This is a genomic window from Thioclava sp. F36-6 (assembly GCF_002020305.1).
Classification (GTDB): domain Bacteria; phylum Pseudomonadota; class Alphaproteobacteria; order Rhodobacterales; family Rhodobacteraceae; genus Thioclava; species Thioclava sediminum.
Map to the genome: position 1 here is coordinate 155,479 of NZ_MPZX01000003.1, position 18,633 is coordinate 174,111.

Sequence of the window (18,633 nt, forward strand, 5' to 3'; positions counted from 1 at the left end):
AAAAGCGGCGCCCGCTGGACGCCGCTTTCTGTGTTTTTGATGCGGGAGCGCGATCAGCCGTCGAGATCGACCTCGTCGATCAGCTTCAGCGCGGTCGGACGCAGCTCGGCCAGTTTCGCGAGGTCCAGCGTGTCCGGCGTGAATTCGCCCCAGCTTTGCACCAGTTCGGAGCGCGCAACGCCCGGCTTGATCGGGAATTCGTGGTTGGTCTGGGCGTAGATTTCCTGCGCCTCATCCGAGACGAGGAATTCCATCAGCTTGAGCGCGTCCTCGCGGTTCGGCGCGGATTTGGTCATCGCCATGCCCGAGACGTTCATATGGGTGCCGCCTTCCTCGAAAACCGGGAAGGTGATGCGCACGGAATTGGCCCATTGCGCCTGCTCGGGATCGGCGAGCATCTGACCCATGTAATAGGTGTTGCCCAGCGAGATGTCGCATTCGCCTGCCCAGATCGACTTCACCTGGCTGCGGTCGTTACCTTCGGGGGTCTTGGCGAGGTTCGCCTTCAGCCCTTCGAGCCATTCCTTGGTCGCCTCTTCGCCGTGATGGGCGAGATAGGCCGAGGTCAGCGCGACGTTGTAATCCGAGGTGAAGGAGCGGGTGCAGATGCGGCCCTTCCATTTATCGGAGGCGAGGTCTTCATAGGTCGTCACTTCGCCATCGGCCACGCGCTCTTTCGAGGCATAGACGATGCGGGCGCGCGAGGTCAGGCCGAACCAGTGGTTCTGCGGGTCGCGGAATTCGGCCGGGATCGCGTCTTGCAGCGCCGGGTCCTCGACCGCCTGCGTCACGTCCGCATTCACCACTTCGCTCAGCCGCGCGATGTCGACGGTCAGCACCAGATCGGCGGGGGAGCGGTCGCCTTCGGCTTTCAGGCGCTCGACCATGCCTTTCTCGACATAGGCGATGTTCACCGCGATCCCGGTCTCTTCGGTGAAGGCGTCGAGCACGGGCTGGATCAGTTCGGGCTGACGGTGGGAGTAGATGTTCACATCCGCAAGCGTCGGCGTGGCGAGGGCCGTGCCCATCAGGGCGAGGGCGAGGGTCCGGGTCATTGAAGTCTCCATTCGCGTTTTCGTGAGCGAAGAGGTAGCGGTCGCTCACGAACGCGTCAATGCCTGAGTGAATTGATCGGAAATATTTTGCCGCTGCCTGCCTGCCCGCTTTTTGGGCGTTCGATTGACCAATGGGCAGGGGCAGGGCGCATTTTTTGAAATTGCGGCTTTTACCGGAGCGCCGCCTCCGTCATCGTGAAATCGCGAAGACCTATTGCAGGAGCGAGACTTATGGCGATCCATGCCAGCATTTATCACCTGACCCATTACACCTATGACCGCCCGGTGACGCTCGGCCCGCAGATCATTCGCCTGCGGCCTGCGCCGCATTCGCGCACCCGGGTGATCTCACATTCGCTGAGGGTCTCGCCCGGCGGGCATTTCGTGAATCACCAGCAGGACCCCTATGGCAACTGGCTCGCGCGCTTCGTCTTCCCCGAGCCGGTGACCGAGCTGAAGATCGAGGTGGACCTGACGGCGGACATGACCGTCTACAACCCGTTCGACTTCTTCACCGAGGAGTTCGCCGAGGAATGGCCCTTCGACTATCCCGAGGAGCTGCGTGACGACCTGTCGATCTACCGCACCCCCGAGCCGGAAGGCCCGCGTCTGGCGCAGTTCATCGGCGAGATCGACTACACGATCAAAGGCACGGTCAATTTCCTCGTCGCGCTGAATGCGCATATCTCGAAGGTGGTGGATTACACGATCCGCATGGACCCCGGCGTACAGACGCCCGAGGAAACCTTGGAGATCGGGTCGGGGTCGTGCCGGGACAGCTCGTGGCTGCTGGTGCAGGTGCTGCGCCATCTGGGGTTCGCGGCGCGGTTCGTGTCGGGCTACCTGATCCAGCTGAAACCCGATCTTGAGGCGCTCGACGGGCCATCTGGCACCGATCACGACTTCACCGACCTGCATGCGTGGTGCGAGGTGTTCATCCCCGGCGCGGGCTGGATCGGTCTGGACCCGACCTCGGGCCTGCTGACCGGCGAGAGCCATATCCCGCTGGCGGCCACACCTCATTTCCGCAATGCCGCCCCGATCTCGGGGGGCTTCTCCTCGGTCGGCAGCCCGGAGGTGAGTTTCGCCTTCGACATGACGGTGGACCGCGTGGCCGAACATCCGCGCATCACCAAGCCGTTTTCCGACGAGGCATGGGACCGGCTCAATGCGCTGGGGCGCAAGGTGGATGAGAGCCTGAAGGCGGGCGATGTGCGCCTGACGATGGGGGGCGAACCGACCTTCGTCTCCATCGACGACTTCGAGAGCGACGAGTGGAACACCGCCGCCGTCGGCCCGCAAAAGCGCGCGCTGGCCGATGAGCTGATCCGGCGGCTGCGGGATCGCTTCGCGCCGGGCGGTTTTCTGCATTACGGGCAGGGCAAATGGTATCCGGGTGAGAGCCTGCCGCGCTGGACCTTCTCGCTCTATTGGCGGCGCGACGGCAAGCCGATCTGGCGCGACGAGGATCTGATCGCCAAGGAGGGCGACAAGACCGGCGCGGGGCCGGAGGAGGCCGGTACCTTGATGCGCGGCATCGCCGAGCATTTGGGCATCGAGCCCGAGCACGCCCAGCCCGCCTATGAAGACCCGGCCGAATGGATGCTGAAAGAGGGAAATCTCCCCGCCAATGTCACGCCCGAAGACAGCAAGCTGAAGAACCCCGAGGATCGCGCGCGTTTCGCGCGGGTCTTCAATCGCGGGCTGGAGACGCCGACGGGCTATATCCTGCCGGTGCAACGCTGGCAGGCCAAGGCGCAGCCCGGCCATCGCTGGCGCTCGGAGAAGTGGAAGACCCGGCGCGGCAAGCTGTTCCTGATCCCCGGGGACAGTCCTGCCGGGTTCCGCCTGCCGCTGGGTGCGTTGCCCTATGTGCCGCCCGCGCAATATCCCTATCACTACGTCACCGACACCTCGCTGCCCAAAGGCGATTTGCCCGACTTCCATGCCGAGATGGAAAAGGCTGCCGAGAAGGGGCTGGTCGACAAGCCCACGGAGGAACACAGCCAACCCGTCTCCGAGGCGCAATCGGCCGAGCCGGGGCAGCGGATCGTCGAGCAGGATCTCGATACCATCGACGGCGTCGTGCGCACCGCGATCTCGGTCGAACCGCGCGATGGGCGGCTCTGCGTCTTCATGCCGCCGACCGAGGATCTGGAGGATTACCTAGAGCTGATCGCCGCCGCCGAGGAAAGCGCCAAGGCGATGGGGCTGCCGATCCATATCGAAGGCTACGCTCCGCCGCATGATCCGCGCCTCAACGTGATCCGGGTCGCGCCCGATCCCGGCGTGATCGAGGTGAATATCCATCCCGCCCATAGCTGGGAGGATTGCGTCGGTACCACCGAGGCGATCTATGAAGAGGCCCGCCAGTCACGGCTGGGCGCCGACAAGTTCATGATCGACGGGCGCCATACCGGTACGGGGGGCGGCAACCATGTCGTGGTCGGCGGGGAGACGCTCCTCGACAGCCCCTTCCTGCGTCGCCCCGATCTGCTGAAGTCGCTGATCCTGATCTGGCAGCGGCATCCGTCGCTGTCCTACCTGTTCTCGGGCCTCTTCATCGGCCCGACCTCGCAGGCGCCCCGGATTGACGAGGCGCGCCACGATACGCTCTACGAGTTGGAAATCGCACTGAGCCAGATCCATCCGCCCGAGGCAGGCAATGTGCCGCCGCCGTGGCTGGTGGACCGGCTTCTGCGCAACATGCTGACCGATGTGACGGGCAACACCCACCGGGCCGAAATCTGCATCGACAAGATGTATTCGCCCGATGGGCCCACCGGTCGCCTCGGCCTCGTCGAGTTCCGCGGCTTCGAGATGCCGCCGGACCCGCGCATGTCGCTCGCGCAACAACTCCTGCTGCGCGCCATCATCGCGCGGTGCTGGAATGCGCCGGTAGAGGGGCGTTCGGTGCGCTGGGGGACGGTGCTGCATGACCGCTTCATGCTGCCGCATTACCTCTGGGAGGATTTCACCGATCTTCTCGCCGACCTGCGTCGCCACGGCTTCGATCTCGATCCGCAATGGTTCGAGGCGCAATCGGAGTTCCGCTTCCCCTTCTGCGGTCAGATCGAGGCCGAAGGCGTGCATCTCGAGATCCGTCAGGCGCTCGAGCCGTGGCATGTGCTGGGAGAGACCGGCGCCATTGGCGGCACGGTGCGCTATACCGACAGCTCGGTCGAGCGTTTGCAGGTGAAGATGACCTCGCTCCATCAGGACCGCTACAAGGTGATGTGCAACCGTCGTCCCGTGCCGTTGGCGCGCACGCAGGAAAGCGGTGTCTCGGTCGCCGGGGTACGCTTCAAGGCGTGGCAACCCGCAGAGGCGCTGCATCCGACGCTGCCGGTCAATGCGCCGCTGACCTTCGACATCTATGACGACTGGACGGGCAGGGCGATCGGGGGCTGTGTCTATCACGTCGCTCACCCGGGGGGACGCAACTACGATACCTTCCCGGTGAACGGCAACGAGGCGGAAGCCCGCCGATTGGCACGCTTCGAGGGGCACGGTCACACGCCGGGGGCCTATCGCCCGGAACCGGAGACCCCCCACCCGGAGTTTCCCCTGACGCTTGACCTGCGACGTCCTGTCGGGCTGAGTTGATCCGAGCCTAACGGAGACCCGATGCAAAGCCCCAACACGTCCGACGCTGCGAGCCCGCTCGAACAGCACCCGCTTCTGGCGGGCTATGCGCCCGTGCCGGGCGTGGCCGACGAGCTGTTCGAACGCTCCGGTGCGATGCGGCGCGTCTGGCGGCCCTTCGTGGAGAAGTTCCTGCAGCTCGAACCCGGGGAAATCCCGCAGCGCTTCGAGCGCGCCAATCAGTACCTGAGGGACGCGGGCGTCTATTACCGGCAATATTCCAATGACGTTCTGGCCGAACGCGAATGGCCGCTGAGCCATATTCCCGTCGTCCTGCATGAAAGCGAGTGGTCGGGTATCTGCGAGGGGCTGGCACAGCGCGCCGATCTGCTGGAGGCGGTGATGGCCGACCTCTACGGGCCGGGAAATCTCGTCTCGAACGGGCACCTGCCGCCCGAGCTGATCGCAGGCAACGCGCATTGGATGCGCCCCATGGTGGGGGTGGAGCCCAAGGGGGGGAATTACCTGCATTTCCTCGCCTTCGAGATCGGGCGCTCACCGGACGGGTCGTGGTTCGTGCTGGGGGATCGCACACAGGCGCCCTCGGGGGCGGGTTTTGCGCTGGAGAACCGGATGGCCACGGGGCGCATCTTCCCCGAGAGCTTCCCGCGCGATCATATCCATAAGCTCGCCACCTTCTTTGGCGATTTCCGCGCCGCGCTGGAGACGCTTGCGGGGCGGGGCGAGGGAGATATGCGCCGCGCCGCGATCCTGACGCCGGGCCCGGCCAATGACAGCTACTATGAGCATACCTATATCGCGCGCTACCTCGGCCTGTCGCTTCTCGAAGGCGAGGATCTGCTGGTGCAGAATGGCGAGGCGATGGTGCGCACGATCGAGGGGCCGCAACCCTTGGGCGCGCTCTGGCGGCGGATGGATGCGGGTTTCGTCGATCCGCTGGAGATGGACCCCGACACCCAGATCGGCACGCCGGGGCTAATGGAGGCGGTGCGCGAGGGCAATCTCGCAATGGTCAACGCGCTGGGCGCGGGCGTGCTGGAGACCCGCGCGCTGATGGCCTTCCTACCCAAGATTTCGCGAGTGCTGACCGGACAGCCGCTCGCGATGCCCAATATCGCGACATGGTGGTGCGGCGGCGCATCCGAGCGCGCCCATGTACGCGCCAATGCCGAGAACATGATGATCGGCCCTGCGATGGCGGTGAACCTGCCCTTCGATCTGGATGCCGCGACCGCGCTGGGCGGGCAGTTCCGCTCGGGCGCGGAGGCGCCGATCGCGGATTGGCTGGAGGCCGAGGGTCGGCATCTGGTGGGCCAGGAGGCGGTGACGCTGTCCACGACGCCCGCATGGCATGACGACGGGCAGGGGGGCGGCTCGGTCCGGCCCTGTCCGATGACGGTGCGGGTGTTTGCCGCGCGCACGCCGCAGGGCTGGCAGTTCATGAAGGGCGGCTATGCCCGGATCGGGCCGGAGGGCGACGCGACCGCGCTGTCGATGCAGCAGGGCGGGGCCGTCGCCGATGTCTGGATCGTCTCCGACAAGCCGGTGCCCTCGGCGAGCATGGCACCGCGCCAGACTGGCACTTTCCGCCGCAAGATCCCCGGCACGCTGCCTGCGCGCGCCGCCGACAACCTCTACTGGCTCGGCCGCTATATCGAGCGCTGCGAAGACTCGATCCGGGTGATCCGCGCCTATCACCTGCGCCTCGCCGCGACAGGCAGTCCGGAAGACGAGCGGTTGGCCCGTCTGGCGGAGTTCCTCGGCGCGCATGGGTTCGATATCTCGCAACCCGTGCCGGATGCACTTTTGCAGCGGCTCGATGCGGCGCAGGCCTGTGCGTCGAAAGTGCGTGACCGCTTCTCGACCGATGGGTGGCTCGCGCTGAAGGACCTGTCGAAGACCGCCCGCGGGATGGTGAGCACAGCGCGCCCCGGCGACGACACGGCGCGCGCGATGGGGGTGCTTTTGCGCAAGATCACCGGCTTCTCCGGTCTCGTGCATGAGAACATGTATCGCTTCGAGGGCTGGCGCTTCCTGTCGATCGGTCGGGCGCTGGAGCGCGCCGACGGGATTGCCGCGCTGCTGATCCGTTTCACTGCCGAGGATGCGCCGGAAGGTGCGCTCGATCTGGCGGTGGAGGTGGCCGACAGCGTCATCACCCACCAGCGCCGCTACCGGGTGCGCACCAATCTGGAGACGGTGCTGGACCTGCTGGTGCTCGACGCTGCCAACCCGCGCGCAATTCTGTTTCATCTCAATCGGTTGAAGGGGCTTCTTGATGAGCTTCCCGAGGCCGAGGTGGCCGGGCGTCCGGGCGATCTGCTGCGCGCGCTGATGCCGTTGCGCACCCAGCTCTCGGTGATCGAACCCGAGGAGGTCACGCCCCAGATGTTGCAGCAGATCCGGTCGGACCTGTTCCGGCTCTCCGATCTCGTGTCGCAGAAATATCTGAGGTAAGCGAATGCGTTACGAGGTGAAGTTAAAGCTGAGCTACCGGTATAACGCGCCCTCCGATCATGCGCGGACGCTGCTGCGGGTGCTGCCTTCGGACATTGCGGGGATGCAAACGGTCACGTCGCGACTGCTCAGCTTCGATCCGCCGCCCGATGAGCGCCACGACTCGCGCGATTTCTTCGGCAATACGATGACCTCGGCGGTCTGGCACGCGCCGATCGCCGAGATCGGCGTGACCCTCACCGCCAAGATTGACCGGGGGCTCGCGGAGCCGGGACTGGACCTGTCCTCGCCGCGCGAAGAGCTGGCGCAGGAGATCACCCAGTTCCGCAGCCTCGCGCCCAACGCGCCGCATCATTTTCTCGCGGCCTCGCGGCGCGCGGCACCGACGAAAGAGATGACGGAGTTCGCTCAGGCACAGTTGCAGCCGGGCCAGACAGCGCGCGGCGCGATCGAGGCGGTGGGCCGCGCGTTGCATCGTGAGATGCGCTTCGATGCGGGCGCGACCGATGTGAACACCCCCGCAGCCGAGGCCTTCGCGAACCGCCACGGGGTCTGTCAGGATTTCAGCCATATCATGATCTCCTGCCTGCGCGGGGTGGGGATCCCGGCGGGCTATGTCTCGGGCTTTCTGCGCACCTATCCGCCGCCCGGCCAACCCCGTCTGGAAGGCGCGGATGCGATGCATGCCTGGGTACGCGCCTGGGCGGGCGCCGAGACGGGCTGGGTCGAGTTCGACCCGACCAACAATCAATATGCGGGCGAGGATTACATCACCGTCGGCTACGGGCGCGATTATGACGACGTGCCGCCTTTGCGCGGGGCGATGCGCGGCGCGGGCGGTCAGCAAAGCGCGCAGGCGGTGGATGTGATCCCGCTCGATTGAGCCTGCGCAACCCCGGCGCGCCATCGTGCGGCGCGCCGAAGGATTCGCACGAAAGCTTCACTGGCTCGTGACCCGCGACGTCGCGGCATTCATTGACCACGTGATCAAAGCACGATTTACTCCTCACCAGTTTGTGTTTGAACCGTCCCACGATGTCGCGGCTGTGCGACCGGAGGGGGCGGCAGCACTCACGAAAAGACCAACCAACAGGAAGGACAGACCATGACCATTCGCTCGATGCTTTTGGCGGGGGCTGCCGCGGTGATGATGACCGCAGGCGGAGCCGGCGCCAAGACGCTCGTTTATTGCTCGGAAGCCTCGCCGGAAGGCTTTGATCCCGCGCCCTACACCTCGGGCACGACGTTCGACGCCTCGTCGCACCCGGTCTACGACCAGCTGGTCGAATTCAAGCCGGGCACGACCGAGATCGAACCGGGCCTCGCAGAAAGCTGGGACGTGTCCGACGACGGCCTGACCTACACGTTCAACCTGCGCAAGGGCGTGAAATTCCACTCGGTCGAGGGCTTCACCCCGAGCCGTGATTTCAACGCCGATGACGTGATTTTCTCGTTCGACCGTCAGGGCAACAAGGACAACCCCTATTACGCTTACGCGCCGGGCGTTTCCTATGAATACTATGCCGGCATGGACATGCCGACGATCATCAAATCGATCGAGAAAGTCGACGATTACACGGTGAAGTTCACCCTGTCCGAGCCGAACGCGCCGTTCCTTGCCGACCTCGCGATGGACTTCGCGTCGATCATGTCGAAGGAATATGCCGACAAGCTCGCCGGCGAAGACCGCAAGGCTGACATCAACAACGTGCCGGTCGGCACCGGTCCGTTCTCCTTCGTGGCTTACCAGAAGGACGCCGTGATCCGCTACAAAGCGAACCCGGACTACTTCAAGGGCAAGACCCCGGTCGACGATCTGATCTTCGCGATCACCCCCGATCCGGCGGTGCGCATGCAGAAGCTGCAGGCGGGCGAATGCCAGATCATGCCGTACCCGTCGCCGGCCGACATTCAGGCGCTCAAGGACGACTCGAACATCAAGGTCGACGAGCAGCCCGGTCTGAACGTGGCTTACCTCGCCTACAACACCACGCAGGCGCCGTTCGACAAGCCGGAAGTCCGCAAGGCGCTGAACATGGCGATCAACAAGGACGCGATCATCGACGCGGTCTTCCAGGGCGCTGGCCAGGTTGCCAAGAACCCGATCCCGCCGACCATGTGGTCCTATAACAAGGACATCAAGGACGACGCCTACGATCCTGAGCAGGCTAAGAAAATGCTCGACGAGGCTGGCGTCAAAGATCTCGAGATGAACATCTGGGCGATGCCCGTGCAGCGGCCCTACATGCCGAACGCACGCCGCACCGCGGAACTGATGCAATCGGATCTCGCCAAGGTCGGCGTCACCGCGAACATCGTCTCCTACGAATGGGGCGAGTATCTGAAGAAGTCGAAAGATCCGACCCGTGACGGTGCGGTGATCCTCGGCTGGACCGGCGACAACGGCGACCCGGATAACTTCCTCGCGGTTCTTCTGGGCTGCTCGGCGGCTGAAAGCGGTGCGAACCGTGCCTTCTGGTGCGATCAGAAATTCGACGATCTGATCACCAAGGCGCGTCAATCGAGCGATCAGGCCGAGCGCACGAAGCTCTATGAGCAGGCTCAGGAAGTCTTCAAAGAGCAGGCGCCGTGGGACACCATCGCCCACTCGACCGTGTTCATGCCGATGTCGACCAAAGTCAGCGGCTACGTGATGAGCCCGCTGGGCGGTCACGACTTCTACGGGGTGGACATCTCGGAGTGATCCTGAGAATACCCGCGTGATTGGGGCGTCCGGGAGACCGGGCGCCTCGCAATACTTTTAGGGGCCAAACATCGGAGACCGATGACCGCTGGCGCAACTGGGTGCGGCGGGCAAGGGCTCCCCACAGGTTCCGAAGAGAACCGCAAACAGGACCGGTGACATGTTACGTTTCATAATCGGCAAGATCCTCTGGCTGATCCCCACGCTGATCGGCATCACGATCGTGGCCTTCGGGTTCGTTCGGGTGCTGCCCGGGGACCCGGTGCTGCTGATGGCAGGCGAGCGCGGGCTTAGCCCCGAACGCCATGCCGAGCTGGCGCATCAGCTCGGCTTCGACCGCCCGCTCTGGCAGCAATATCTCGATTTCATCTGGCAACTCGCCCATGGCAATCTCGGCGACAGCCTCGTGACCCACAAGCCGGTGCTGGGCGAGTTCTTCGCGCTGTTCCCGGCCACGCTGGAGCTGGGCGTCTGCGCGATGTTCCTCGCCGTCGTGATCGGCGTGCCGATCGGCGTGCTGGCCGCGATCAAGCGCGGCTCGTGGTTCGATCAGGCGACGATGGGCACGGCGCTGGTGGGCTATTCGATGCCGATCTTCTGGTGGGGCCTGCTGTTGATCATCCTGTTCTCGGGCATCCTGCAATGGACGCCGGTCTCGGGACGCATCTCGCTGATGTATTACTTCCCCAACGGCACGGGCTTCATGATCTGGGACGCGCTGATGTCGGGGCAATCCGGCGCGCTGACCTCGGCGCTGAGCCACCTGATCCTGCCTGCGGTCGTGCTCGCCACAATCCCACTCGCGGTGATCGCGCGCCAGACCCGTTCGGCGATGCTCGAAGTGCTGGGCGAGGATTACGTGCGCACCGCGCGCGCCAAGGGGATGCCGCCGCGCCGCGTCGTGGGCGTCCACGCGCTGCGCAATGCGATGATCCCGGTGATCACCACGATCGGCCTGCAGGTCGGCATGCTGATGGCGGGCGCAATCCTGACCGAGACGATCTTCTCCTGGCCGGGCATCGGCAAATGGATGGTCGATTCGATCTCGCGGCGCGACTACCCCTCCGTGCAGGGCGGTCTGTTGATGATCGCGCTGATCGTGATGTTCGTGAACCTGATCGTGGACCTGCTCTACGGTCTGATTAACCCGCGTATCCGGCATAGGTGAGTGACATGTCCGAAGTGACCGAAACCGATATTCCGGCCGGCACGCGCCGCGCGCAATTCGCCGAGTTCTGGTTCTATTTCAAAGAAAACCGAGGGGCCGTGATCGGTCTGGTGGTGTTCGCCCTGATCGCGCTGGCCGCGATTGCGGCACCGCTGATCTCGCCCTTCGATCCCGACACGCAGTTCCGCGACGCGCTTCTGGCGACGCCGCTGACGCATGATGCCAACGGCACCTTCCTGATGGGCACCGATGCGGTCGGGCGCGATATCCTCTCGCGCCTGCTGTTCGGCGCGCGCTTCTCGCTGTTCATCGGCGTGATGGTCGTGCTGCTCGCGCTCTCCGTGGGGGTGATCCTCGGCCTGCTCGCCGGTTGGTTCGGCGGCTGGGTCGATACCGTGATCATGCGGGTGATGGATATCATCCTCGCCTTCCCGTCGCTGCTCTTGGCACTCGTCTTCGTGGCAGTGCTCGGCCCGGGGCTGATCAACGCGATGATCGCCATCGCCATCGTCTATCAGCCGCATTTCGCGCGCCTGACCCGCGCGGCCGTGCTGTCGGAGAAAAACCGCGATTACGTCATGGCCGCACAGGTCGCGGGCGCGGGCCATATGCGCCTCATGTTCCGCACGGTGCTGCCGAACTGCCTCGCGCCGCTGATCGTGCAGGGCACGCTGAGCTTCTCGAACGCGATCCTCGACGTGGCGGCGCTTGGCTTCCTCGGCATGGGCGCGCAGCCGCCGACCCCGGAATGGGGCACGATGCTGTCGGAAGCGCGCGAGTTCATCCTGCGCGCGTGGTGGGTCGTAACCTTCCCGGGTCTCGCGATCCTCGTGACCGTGCTGGCGATCAACCTGATGGGCGACGGCCTTCGCGACGCGCTCGATCCGAAACTGAAGCGGAGCTAAGCCAATGTCCTTGCTGAAAATCCGCAATCTCACCGTCGAATTCGACACCGCTCAGGGCGCGTTCCGCGCCGTGGACGGGATCGATGTCGAAGTCTCGGGCCGCGAAGTGCTCGCCATCGTGGGCGAATCCGGCTCGGGCAAATCGGTCTCGATGCTCGCGGTGATGGGGCTTTTGCCGCCCACCGCGACGATCACCGCCGACGAGATCACCTATGACGGGCGCGACATGCTGAAAATGTCGGGCCGCGAACGTCGCCAGATCATCGGGAAAGAAATCTCGATGATCTTTCAGGAGCCGATCTCCTCGCTCAACCCCTCCTTCACCTGCGGTTATCAGGTCGAGGAAGTGCTGACGCGTCACCTCGGACTGAAGGGCAAGCATGCCCGCAAACGCGCGCTGGAGCTGTTCGAGCAGGTGGGCATCCCCGATCCCGAGCGGCGGCTGAACAGCTACCCGCACCAACTCTCGGGCGGGCAGTGTCAGCGCGTGATGATCGCGATGGCCATCGCCTGCAAGCCGCGCCTGCTGATCGCCGACGAGCCGACCACCGCGCTCGACGTGACGATCCAGAAGCAGATCCTCGATCTGCTGATGAGCCTGCAGGAGGAATACGGCATGGGGCTGATCATGATCACCCATGACATGGGCGTCGTGGCCGAGACCGCCGACCGCGTCTCGGTCCAGTTCAAGGGCCGCAAACTGGAGGAGGCGGACGTGCTCTCACTCTTCGAGAACCCGCAGCATCCCTATACGCGCGCGCTTCTGGCCGCGCTGCCGGAAAACGCGACCGGGGATCGTCTGCTGACCGTCGCCGATGGCTGGGAGGGCGTGCAATGAGTGTGATCCTCGAAGGGCGCGACATCACGCGCGACTACATCGTCTCGGGCGGGTTCCTGCGCGGGGCGAAGACGATCCGGGCGCTGCATGGCATCTCCTTCTCGCTCGAGCAGGGCAAGACGCTGGCCATCGTCGGCGAATCCGGCTGTGGCAAGTCCACGCTGGCGCGCATCCTGACGCTGATCGACCCGGCCAATTCGGGCGATCTGTATATTCAGGGTGAGAAGATCGACATCAAGGAAACCAAGGTGACCTCCGCGCTGCGCGCCAAGGTTCAGATCGTCTTCCAGAACCCTTATTCGTCGCTCAACCCGCGTCAGAAGGTGGGCGAGGTTCTGACCGAGCCGCTGATCATCAACACCGACATCCCCGCCAAGGAGCGCCGCAAGCGCGCCGAGGAGATGCTGGAGAAGGTTGGCCTCGAGCGGCAGCACTACAACCGCTACCCGCACATGTTCTCGGGCGGTCAGCGCCAGCGGATCGCGATTGCCCGCGCGCTGATGCTGAACCCGCAGATCCTCGTGCTGGACGAGCCGGTCTCGGCGCTCGATCTGTCGGTGCAGGCGCAGGTGCTGAACCTGCTCAAAGACCTGCAGGACGAGTTCGACCTGTCCTATATCTTCGTGAGCCACGACCTCTCGGTCGTGCGTTATTTCGCGGATGATGTGATGGTGATGAATGCGGGCGAGGTGGTGGAATACGCCTCGCGCGATCAGATCTTCGCCAATCCGCAGCACGAATATACCAAGACCCTGCTGGCCGCGACGCCGATCGCCGATGTCGAGAAGATCCGCGAGCGGGTCGAGCGCCGGAAGGCGTTCTTGGCTGCGGAGAGCTGAGGGCAGGGCGGCGCCTTAGAGCCGCTTGGAGTTAGGAAATGGGCCCGAGGCGATGCGCCTCGGGCCTTTTCGTTTTGTGCGGAGGTTGCAGCCCATACCTTGGCCCGGGCGACCAGCCCGGGCCGCGCCCGAGCCTCCCGCCGGGAGGGCGCATTGGCGATGTCATCGCGAGCATCACCGACATGCGGGCTTGAGAGATAAACCGCCAAGCCACAAGCGCATCAACGCGCCCGCCCGAGGTTCGGGCGCGTCCCTTATCTCCCCGACCACTCCGGCGCGCGTTTCTCCAGGAAAGCCCGCGCGCCCTCGGCGGCGTCCTCGCTCGCCATCACGGCTTTCAAGGTCCGCGCGTTCTCCTCCCAAAGCGGGTCGACCGCGCGGCGCTCGATCTCGCGCGACAGGCGCAGGGTCTCGCGCAGGGCCAAGGGCGCGTTCTTCGCGACCTCCTCGGCCAGCGCCAGCGCCGCGTCAAACGCTTGCCCGGCCTCGGCGCGCCGGGCGATCAGGCCCAGATCCCACGCCTCGGCGGTGTCGAACAGCCGCCCGGTCAGCAGCAATTCGCGCGCCCGGGCCGGGGGGATCAAGCTCGCCAGCCGCAGCGCGCCGCCCGCGCCCGCCACCAGCCCGCGCAGCACCTCTGGCAGGCCGAAGCGGCAGCCGTCTTCGGCGACGATCATGTCGCAGCCCAAGGCGAGTTCGAACCCGCCTGCGAGCGCGGCGCCATGGCACGCGGCGATGATCGGCTTGCTGCGGTGGGATTCCGTCAGGCCTCCGAAACCGCCTTCAGCAAATAGTAACTCCTCGACCTTACCTTCGGTGAAAGCGGCGAGGTCCATCCCTGCGCAGAACACCGCGCCTTCGCCGCGCAGGATGCCGATCTGCAGCGCGTCATCCGCTTCCAGACGGGCCACCGCCTCTGCCAGAGCGTGGCCAGCCTCGGCATTGATCGCGTTGCGCCGCTCGGGGCGGTTGAGGGTGATGATCGCGATATTGCCGCGGGTCTCGAACAGGACGGGGCTCATAGGGCGGGCTCCTTGGGTAGGCGGGCGCGTAGCGCGTTGCGGATGATCTTGCCGGTGGTGGTCACGGGCATGTCGTCGATCACGTAGATCGCGCGGGGATATTCGTATTTCGCAAGCCGCGCGCGGACATGGGCGGCAAGGTCTTCGCGCAGCGCCTCGGTATCGGTGTGGCCGGGACACAGCGTGACGAAAGCCGCGACGATCTCGCCGCGCAGCGGATCTGGCTGGCCCACGACGCCCGCCATCTGCACCGCCGGATGCGAGATCAGGCAATCCTCGATCTCGGCGGGGCCGACGCGGTAGCCGCCGGTCGAGATGATGTCGTCGTCGCGCCCCTTGAAGCGCAGCCGCCCGCCGTCGCCGGTGATGCCCCGGTCGCCGGTCAGCAGCCAGCGCCCGTCGAGGCCGGTCACGAATTTCGCCTCGGTCGCGTCGGGCTGGTTGAAATAGCCCAGAAACATCACCGGGTCGGGCGCGCGCACCGCAATCGCGCCTTCGGTGCCGTCGGGCAGAACCTGGCCTGTCTGGCTGTCGACGATCGCGACCTCATGGCCCGGCACCGGCCAGCCCATCGCGCCGGGTTCGGGCGCATCAAGGCTCGCGGCGGACGACACGACCATGTTGCATTCGGTCTGGCCGTAGAATTCGTTGATCGTGACGCCAAGCGCCTTGCGCCCCCAGTCGAGGAGCTGCGCGCCGAGCGGTTCACCCCCCGAGGCGACCGAGCGCATATCGAGGCTCCACGTCAGGCTCTCGGGATCGGCCTTCATCATCTTCAGCGCGGTGGGCGGCAGGAAGGCATTGCGCACGCTCAGCCGCCGGATCAGATCGGCGGCCGCCTGCGCCGAGAACTTGCGGAAACGGCAGGCCACGACCGGCACGCCGTGATGCAGCGCCGGAAGCAGCACATCCAAGAGCCCGCCGATCCATGCCCAATCGGCGGGTGTCCAGATGCGGTCGCCCGCCTGCGGCAGAAAATCATGGCTCATCTCGACGCCGGGCAGGTGGCCCAGCAGCACCCGGTGGGCATGCAGCGCACCCTTCGGATTGCCCGTGGTGCCCGAGGTGTAGATCAGCACGCCGGGGGTCTCGGCGCTGGTATCGACGGGGGTGAAGTCGGGCGAGGCCTCGGAAAGGGCCGCGTTGAAATCTGCCACGCCTTCCGTGCCGGTCCCGCCGCCATCGGTGACGAAAACGGTCTGCAGATCGGGCAATTCGGAGCGGATCGCCGCGATCACCTCGTAGCTCGCCGGGTCCGTCACAAGCACCCGCGCGCCGCTGTCGCGCAGCCGGTGGAGCAGCGCCTCGGGGCCGAACAAGGTAAACAGCGGCAGCGAGACGCAGCCCGCCTTGAAGGCCGCGATATGGGCGATGGCGGTCTCGCGGCGTTGCGGCAGCAGGATCGCCACCCGGTCGCCGGTCTCACGCCCATCGCCGCCCACGCCCATAGCCGCCAGTACATTGGCGAAGCGGTTGGACGCCTCGCGCAACGCGCCGAAACTGGTCTCGCGCACCGCGCCGTAACCATCCTCTTCGACCTCGATCAGCGCGATGCGGTCAGGCTCGCGCGCGGCCCATTTGTCGCAGGTGTCGACGCCGATATTGTAGCGTTCGGGTATGTCCCATCGAAACGCAGCCCGCGTGGCCGCGTAATCCTTGCCGCGTGACAGCACCGGCTCTCCTCCCATTTTGCGAGCGGCGCGGGGGCCGCTCTCCTCCGCGCGTTACCAAAGCGCGCAGAGCCGGGAATGTCCATCTCCGCTCACGGGCTCGTGAGGGGTGTCTCGGGCGCAAGCCGCCCCGCCGCCAGCGCGCTCAAACCCACCATCACCGTCGCGGTGATCATCACGGCGGGCAGCCCGCCCATCTGGTAGCTCAGTCCCGACAGCAGGGTGCCGATCAGCCGCCCGCCCGCATTGGCCATATAGTAGAAGCCCACATCCATCGTCACCCGCTCGGCCTGCGTGAAGGCGAGGATGAGATAGGAGTGGAGCGAGGAATTCACCGCGAAGATCGCGCCGAAGGCCAGCAGGCCCACGACCAACACGGTGCTGAGCCACAGCGACGGCGTCGGGTCGATCAGCACGGCGGCGCTGAGAAGGGCAGGCACGGCGAGCAGCGCCAGCGCCCAGTGCCGCGCGGCGCCGATCAGGTCGCTTTCGGGGCGGGATTGGGCTTTCAGGATGTGCGGGGCGGTGGCCTGCACCGCGCCGTAAAGAATGATCCAAAGCGCCATGAACGTGCCCACGAGGAAGAAGGCCGCGCGGTCGCCCGCGTGTGTGCCGTCCGAAAGGACCGCGTAGAAATAGATCGGGATACCGACGACGAACCAGACGTCGCGCGCGCCGAACAGGAAGACCCGCGCCGCGGAGAGCCAGTTCACATTGGCCGATTTCGAGAAGACTTCCGAGAATTTCGCGCCTTTGCGCCCGCGCGGCAGGCCCGGCGGCATCGCCACGACGATCGCGGCGAGGATCAGCGCCAGCACCACCGCCATCGCGACCACCGCGTAATCGAAACCGAGCGCGGCCAGCAGCACCGCGCCGAGCAGGAAGCCCACGCCCTTCACCGCGTTCTTCGATCCGGTCAGCACCGCGACCCATTTGAACAGCCCGCCCTTGCCGGTGGGTGCCAGCAGCTTCACCGCCGATTTCGAGGACATCTTGGCAAGGTCCTTCGCGACCCCGCTGAGGCCCTGAACCACCATCACATAGGCGACCGAGGCCCCGATCGCCCAGGACGGGTTCAGCTGCGCCAGCGCGATCAGCGCCACGACCTGCAGCGACAGCCCCGCATAAAGCGTCGAGACCAGCCCGAACCGCGCCGCGATCCAGCCCGCCGAGAGGTTTGTCACCATTCCCGCGACTTCGTAGAGGATGAACAGGTAGGCCAGCTGCACCGGCGAGAAGCCCAGCGTGTGGAAATGCAGCAGCACCAGCATCCTGAGCGCGCCATCGGTGAGCATGAAGGCCCAATAGGCCGCCGTCACCGCGATATAGGCGGAGAAGCCTTCGGGGCGGCTGGCGGGGTTGTCGGTCACAGCGACGCCCCCACCATCAGCGCGACATCGGCCAGTCGGTAGGCATAGCCCATCTCGTTGTCATACCACGCATAGACCTTCACCTGCGTGCCGTTCACCACCATCGTCGAAGGCGCGTCGATGATCGAAGAGCGGATATCGTTGGTGTAATCCGAGGACACGAGCGGGCGCGTCTCGTAGCCGAGAATACCGGTCAGATCGCCCTCCGCGGCGGATTTGAACAGCGCGTTGACCTCTTCGGCGGTCGTTTCGCGCTCCACCTCGAAGACGCAATCGGTGAGCGATGCGTTGAGCAGCGGCACGCGCACGGCATGGCCGTTCAGCCGCCCCTTCAGTTCGGGATAGATCAGCGTGATCGCGGTGGCCGAGCCGGTCGTGGTCGGGATCAGCGAATTGAGCGCCGAACGCGCCCGGCGCAGGTCTTTTGCGGGGCGGTCCACGATGGTCTGGGTGTTGGTCACGTCATGGATCGTGGTGATCGCGCCGTGTTTGATCCGCAGATTTTCGTGGATGACCTTTACCACCGGGGCGAGGCAGTTCGTGGTGCAGCTCGCCGCTGTCACGATGCTATGCGCAGCCGGATCGTAGGCGTCATTGTTCACGCCATAGACGATATTCGCGGTCGGGCCGTCTTTCACCGGGGCCGAGACAACGACCTTCTTCACGCCAGCGGCGAAATAGGGGGCGAGCGCGGCTTCGGATTTGAAGACGCCAGTGCAGTCGATCACCACGTCGACCCCGTCGAGCGGCAGGTCTTCGATGTTGCGCGTGCCGATGAAGGGCAGGCGGGTGCCGTCGATGGTGACGCTGCTCTCGTCGCTCGAGAACTCCGCGTCCCAGCGGCCATGAACGGAGTCGAATTCCAGCAGATGCGCCTGCATCGCCGCATCGCCCACCGCGTCGTTGATCCATGCGATCTTCGCGCCGCACTCCAGAAGCGGCTTCAGGGCGAGTTTCCCGATGCGGCCGAGGCCATTGAGGGCGTAGGTGGTCATGGTC

The 18,633-nt window shown here is 65.4% G+C and carries 13 protein-coding genes; 8 read left to right on the forward strand and 5 right to left on the reverse strand.

What is annotated here, in order from left to right; genetic code table 11:
- Window positions 1-53: 53 nt before the first annotated feature.
- The gene (locus tag BMI88_RS14985) at window positions 54-1,055 is read right to left on the reverse strand and encodes a Fe(3+) ABC transporter substrate-binding protein (protein ID WP_246831898.1); all 1,002 of its coding nucleotides are present in this window, start codon (window positions 1,053-1,055) and stop codon (window positions 54-56) included.
- 231 nt (window positions 1,056-1,286) lie between these two features.
- Here BMI88_RS14985 and BMI88_RS14990 point away from each other — a divergent pair, with 231 nt between their 5' ends.
- The 8 genes from BMI88_RS14990 (at window position 1,287) to BMI88_RS15025 (ending at window position 13,572) form a co-directional block, all read left to right on the forward strand.
- Window positions 1,287-4,661, forward strand: a complete 3,375-nt coding sequence (locus BMI88_RS14990) for a transglutaminase family protein (RefSeq protein WP_078550061.1) — start codon at window positions 1,287-1,289, stop codon at window positions 4,659-4,661.
- 21 nt (window positions 4,662-4,682) lie between these two features.
- On the forward strand, window positions 4,683-7,118 hold the full coding sequence (locus tag BMI88_RS14995; RefSeq protein WP_078550063.1) for a circularly permuted type 2 ATP-grasp protein: 2,436 nt from the start codon (window positions 4,683-4,685) through the stop codon (window positions 7,116-7,118).
- Window positions 7,119-7,122: 4 nt separating this feature from the next.
- Window positions 7,123-8,001, forward strand: a complete 879-nt coding sequence (locus BMI88_RS15000; RefSeq protein WP_078550065.1) for a transglutaminase family protein — start codon at window positions 7,123-7,125, stop codon at window positions 7,999-8,001.
- A gap of 222 nt (window positions 8,002-8,223) precedes the next feature.
- A complete protein-coding gene (locus BMI88_RS15005; protein WP_078540627.1) occupies window positions 8,224-9,822 on the forward strand; it encodes an ABC transporter substrate-binding protein in 1,599 nt (532 codons plus the stop codon).
- A gap of 160 nt (window positions 9,823-9,982) precedes the next feature.
- Window positions 9,983-10,990, forward strand: a complete 1,008-nt coding sequence (locus tag BMI88_RS15010; protein ID WP_078520874.1) for an ABC transporter permease subunit — start codon at window positions 9,983-9,985, stop codon at window positions 10,988-10,990.
- Window positions 10,991-10,995: 5 nt separating this feature from the next.
- A complete protein-coding gene (locus BMI88_RS15015) occupies window positions 10,996-11,895 on the forward strand; it encodes an ABC transporter permease subunit (protein ID WP_078520873.1) in 900 nt (299 codons plus the stop codon).
- Window positions 11,896-11,899: 4 nt separating this feature from the next.
- Window positions 11,900-12,733 carry an ABC transporter ATP-binding protein gene (locus BMI88_RS15020; RefSeq protein ID WP_078520872.1) on the forward strand — a complete coding sequence of 278 codons (834 nt, stop codon included), beginning with the start codon at window positions 11,900-11,902 and terminating at the stop codon, window positions 12,731-12,733.
- Window positions 12,730-13,572 carry a dipeptide ABC transporter ATP-binding protein gene (locus BMI88_RS15025; RefSeq protein WP_078540628.1) on the forward strand — a complete coding sequence of 281 codons (843 nt, stop codon included), beginning with the start codon at window positions 12,730-12,732 and terminating at the stop codon, window positions 13,570-13,572. Before BMI88_RS15020 ends, BMI88_RS15025 begins: the two co-directional genes overlap by 4 nt.
- 254 nt (window positions 13,573-13,826) lie before the next feature.
- Here the strand turns inward: BMI88_RS15025 and BMI88_RS15030 are convergent, their stop codons facing one another.
- The 4 genes from BMI88_RS15030 to BMI88_RS15045 all read right to left on the reverse strand — a co-directional run bounded on the left by BMI88_RS15030 (window position 13,827) and on the right by BMI88_RS15045 (window position 18,629).
- Entirely contained in the window at window positions 13,827-14,594 is a 768-nt protein-coding gene (locus BMI88_RS15030) for a crotonase/enoyl-CoA hydratase family protein (protein ID WP_078550067.1), read from the reverse strand.
- Entirely contained in the window at window positions 14,591-16,267 is a 1,677-nt protein-coding gene (locus BMI88_RS15035; protein WP_246831899.1) for an AMP-binding protein, read from the reverse strand. The genes BMI88_RS15030 and BMI88_RS15035 overlap by 4 nt, the downstream gene beginning before the upstream one ends.
- An 89-nt stretch (window positions 16,268-16,356) precedes the next feature.
- The gene (arsJ, locus tag BMI88_RS15040; protein ID WP_078550071.1) at window positions 16,357-17,634 is read right to left on the reverse strand and encodes an organoarsenical effux MFS transporter ArsJ; all 1,278 of its coding nucleotides are present in this window, start codon (window positions 17,632-17,634) and stop codon (window positions 16,357-16,359) included.
- A complete protein-coding gene (locus BMI88_RS15045; protein ID WP_078550073.1) occupies window positions 17,631-18,629 on the reverse strand; it encodes an ArsJ-associated glyceraldehyde-3-phosphate dehydrogenase in 999 nt (332 codons plus the stop codon). Before BMI88_RS15045 ends, arsJ begins: the two co-directional genes overlap by 4 nt.
- Between the last annotated feature and the right edge of the window lie 4 nt (window positions 18,630-18,633).

Coding starts and splice junctions, on each gene's coding strand:
- BMI88_RS14985 (WP_246831898.1), bottom strand. CDS start 1,055: ATGACCCGGACCCTCGCCCTCGCCCTGATGGGCACGGCCCTCGCCACG.
- BMI88_RS14990 (WP_078550061.1), top strand. CDS start 1,287: ATGGCGATCCATGCCAGCATTTATCACCTGACCCATTACACCTATGAC.
- BMI88_RS14995 (WP_078550063.1), top strand. CDS start 4,683: ATGCAAAGCCCCAACACGTCCGACGCTGCGAGCCCGCTCGAACAGCAC.
- BMI88_RS15000 (WP_078550065.1), top strand. CDS start 7,123: ATGCGTTACGAGGTGAAGTTAAAGCTGAGCTACCGGTATAACGCGCCC.
- BMI88_RS15005 (WP_078540627.1), top strand. CDS start 8,224: ATGACCATTCGCTCGATGCTTTTGGCGGGGGCTGCCGCGGTGATGATG.
- BMI88_RS15010 (WP_078520874.1), top strand. CDS start 9,983: ATGTTACGTTTCATAATCGGCAAGATCCTCTGGCTGATCCCCACGCTG.
- BMI88_RS15015 (WP_078520873.1), top strand. CDS start 10,996: ATGTCCGAAGTGACCGAAACCGATATTCCGGCCGGCACGCGCCGCGCG.
- BMI88_RS15020 (WP_078520872.1), top strand. CDS start 11,900: ATGTCCTTGCTGAAAATCCGCAATCTCACCGTCGAATTCGACACCGCT.
- BMI88_RS15025 (WP_078540628.1), top strand. CDS start 12,730: ATGAGTGTGATCCTCGAAGGGCGCGACATCACGCGCGACTACATCGTC.
- BMI88_RS15030 (WP_078550067.1), bottom strand. CDS start 14,594: ATGAGCCCCGTCCTGTTCGAGACCCGCGGCAATATCGCGATCATCACC.
- BMI88_RS15045 (WP_078550073.1), bottom strand. CDS start 18,629: ATGACCACCTACGCCCTCAATGGCCTCGGCCGCATCGGGAAACTCGCC.